The following is a 2,682-nucleotide window of genomic DNA, read 5'->3' as shown; positions in this document are numbered from 1 at the left end:
CCCCCCCGCACGCCCGGCGCCAGCCGCCTCGGCAGCACCCCACACAGATTACGCTGTCGGCACCTTGGGGGCCATCGGGTGCCACCCGGCCAGCAACCCCTCCCGGACCGTCGGATAGCGCAGGCGCAGGCGCAGCTCCTGGTGCAGGCGGCGGTTCACGAGGCGGCGTGACTCGCTCATGAACGACAGCACCATCAGGGGCAGTTGACGCTCGGCCCCCTCACGCGCGATGCGCGGTGGGCGCGGCAGCCCCAACACATCAGCCACCAGATCGAAATAATCGCCCATTTTCAGGTGGCTGTCGTCGCACACATGGACGGTGCGCTGGGGGCGCCCCAGCCACAGCGCGCGCACACACGCCCGCGCCAAATCATCCGCGTGGATGTGGTTGGTGTAGACATCGTCCTCGGGGCGCAGCACGGGCATGCCACGACGCAGGCGTTCGGCCGGCCCGCCCGGGCGGTCATGCGCATAGATGCCGGGAATGCGCAACACGCTGACCCGCGCCCCGCTGCGCCGCGCCCACCCACGCCACTGCTGCTCGGCATCCAGCCGTCGCCAGGCGCGCGGCGTCTCGGGGGCGGGCAGGCGCGTCTCATCCACCCACGCACCGCCGCAGTCGCCGTACACCCCGCTGGTCGAGCCATACACCAGCGCCGCCGGGGCGCGCCGACGGGCCAGCGCCGCCGCCAAGGCGCGCGAACGCGGGTCGCGCCGCCAATCGCTCAGCCCCTCGCTGGGCGGCGGGGCCAGATGCAGGACACGGTCCGCCAGTCCCGCCAAGCGCTGCAGCGTGCGCGGCTGGTCCAAGTCGCCCACCAAGGGGGTGATGCCCGCCGCCCGCAGCGCCTGCACCCGCTCGGGACTGGAAGTCAAGGCCAGCAGACGCACCCGCTGCCCCAGCAGGCGCGCAGCACGCAGCCCCACGTCACCGCAGCCCACGATCAGCACCCGCTGCCGCCGAAACCGCGCCGGCAGCACTCCACCCGTTCCATTCAACATCGGTTCACATCCTGCGTGGCAAACTGGCCAAACCCCTGTGTGCGCGCTGCGCCACGGCATTTGCGACAATTCTGCCTGACCCTCGATGGGGCCTTTGGCCCGCCAGCGCAAATATGACATTCACCATCACCGTCGAACCCAGCGGCCGCACCTACACGGCCACCGAGAACGAAACCTTGCTCGCTGCCGCCATCCGACAAGGCATCGGCCTGCCGTACGGCTGCAAGGACGGCGCCTGCGGGTCGTGCAAATGCCGCAAGCTGTCTGGCACCGTAACGCACGGCCCGCACCAGTCCAAAGCCCTGAGCGCCGACGAAGAGGCGGCCGGACTGATCCTGACCTGCTGCGCCACCGCGCACAGCGATGTCGTGATCGAATCGCGTCAGGTGACCGAGGCTGGCGCCTTCCCGGTCAAAAAGCTGCCCGTGCGCGTACTGCAGCTCGAACGCGCCGCGCCCGACGTCATGATCGTGCGCCTGCAACTGCCAGCCAACGACACTTTTGAGTACCACGCCGGGCAGTACATCGAGTTTTTGCTGCGCGACGGCACGCGCCGCGCCTACTCTATGGCCATGGCGCCGCACGTGAAAACCGACGTGCCCATGCTGGAGCTGCACATTCGGCACATGCCGGGCGGCAAGTTCACTGACCATGTCTTCGGAGCGATGAAGGAAAAAGAGATCCTGCGCATCGAAGGGCCATATGGCAGCTTTTATCTGCGCGAAGGCACCGACAAGCCGATCATCCTGCTGGCCTCGGGCACCGGCTTCGCGCCCATCAAAGCCATCGTGCAGCACATGCAGCACAAGGGTATCACCCGCCCCGTCTGGCTTTACTGGGGCGGCCGACGCCCCCAGGACTTGTACCAGGACGCCTGGATCCGCGAGACGGCCGCGAGCCTGCCCCATTTGACCTATATTCCTGTGGTATCGGACGCGTTGCCCGAGGATCGCTGGAGCGGCCGCACCGGCTTCGTGCACCAGGCCGTGCTGGCCGACCATCCGGACCTCTGCGGCTTCGAGGTCTATGCCTGTGGCGCCCCGGTGGTGGTGGAATCTGCCCGACGCGATTACGCGGCCGCCGGCCTGCCGACCGATGCGTTTTACGCCGACGCCTTTACCTCCGAAGCCGACAAAATTCAGGGCTGACGCCCCAGACTTGGGGTTGCCAAAGCCGACGCAACGGTCGACTGGCGCAACCGCCCCAGCGATCAGCCCTGAGCGAGCAATCGCCGCACATCCTCTGCCAGGGCCTGCGCCCCACTGCCGTAGCGATGGTATAGGCGCAGGCGCCCCTGGGGGTCGTACACATCGCTGCCCGCCGAGTGGTCCATGGTGTAGCTGGTAGGGGTTGGGCCCTCCACCTTCTTGTAATAGACCTTGAAGGCTTTCGCTAACGCGGGCAGCTCCTCGGGCGTGGCCCGCAGCGCCAAAAACGACGGGTCATGGCGTCATGATCAGATAGTGGTCCACCAACATGGCTGCGAACAGCGCCGACAAATGGATCAGAGAAAAGCGGAAGGTCTGGCGGGCCAGGGTGTCGGAGTACGACCGCCACAGCCGCCAGGCATACGCCACGAAGCCCGCATTCAGCCCCACCGCCACCAGCAGATACAGCCAGCCATTCATGTGCAACAGATAGGGCAGCAAGCAGGCGGCAAACAGCACCAGGGTATACAGC

The 2,682-nt window shown here is 67.3% G+C and carries 2 protein-coding genes and 2 pseudogenes; 1 reads left to right on the top strand and 3 read right to left on the bottom strand.

From position 1 onward, the window contains the following. Positions 1–48: 48 nt before the first annotated feature. Positions 49–1,002 (bottom strand): SDR family oxidoreductase, encoded by a 954-nt coding sequence (locus P3W97_RS09725; RefSeq protein ID WP_300846224.1) that lies wholly within the window; start codon positions 1,000–1,002, stop codon positions 49–51. Between the two features lie 113 nt (positions 1,003–1,115). Between P3W97_RS09725 and P3W97_RS09720 the strand changes: the two genes are divergently transcribed. After that, the gene (locus P3W97_RS09720) at positions 1,116–2,150 is read left to right on the top strand and encodes a CDP-6-deoxy-delta-3,4-glucoseen reductase (RefSeq protein WP_300846222.1); all 1,035 of its coding nucleotides are present in this window, start codon (positions 1,116–1,118) and stop codon (positions 2,148–2,150) included. A 62-nt stretch (positions 2,151–2,212) separates the two neighbouring features. On the opposite strand, the pseudogene P3W97_RS09715 reads toward P3W97_RS09720, so the two are convergent. Next, a pseudogene (locus P3W97_RS09715) lies at positions 2,213–2,446 on the bottom strand (SCO family protein); the annotation flags it as partial. After that, positions 2,445–2,682: pseudogene (locus tag P3W97_RS09710) on the bottom strand (protoheme IX farnesyltransferase); the annotation flags it as partial. The pseudogenes P3W97_RS09710 and P3W97_RS09715, both read right to left, overlap by 2 nt.

The sequence above is a fragment of the Tepidimonas sp. genome, from assembly GCF_029335975.1.
Taxonomy (GTDB): domain Bacteria; phylum Pseudomonadota; class Gammaproteobacteria; order Burkholderiales; family Burkholderiaceae_C; genus Tepidimonas.
The sequence above is the reverse complement of the archived record's forward strand: the minus strand, read 5'-3'. Positions and strand labels throughout refer to the sequence as shown.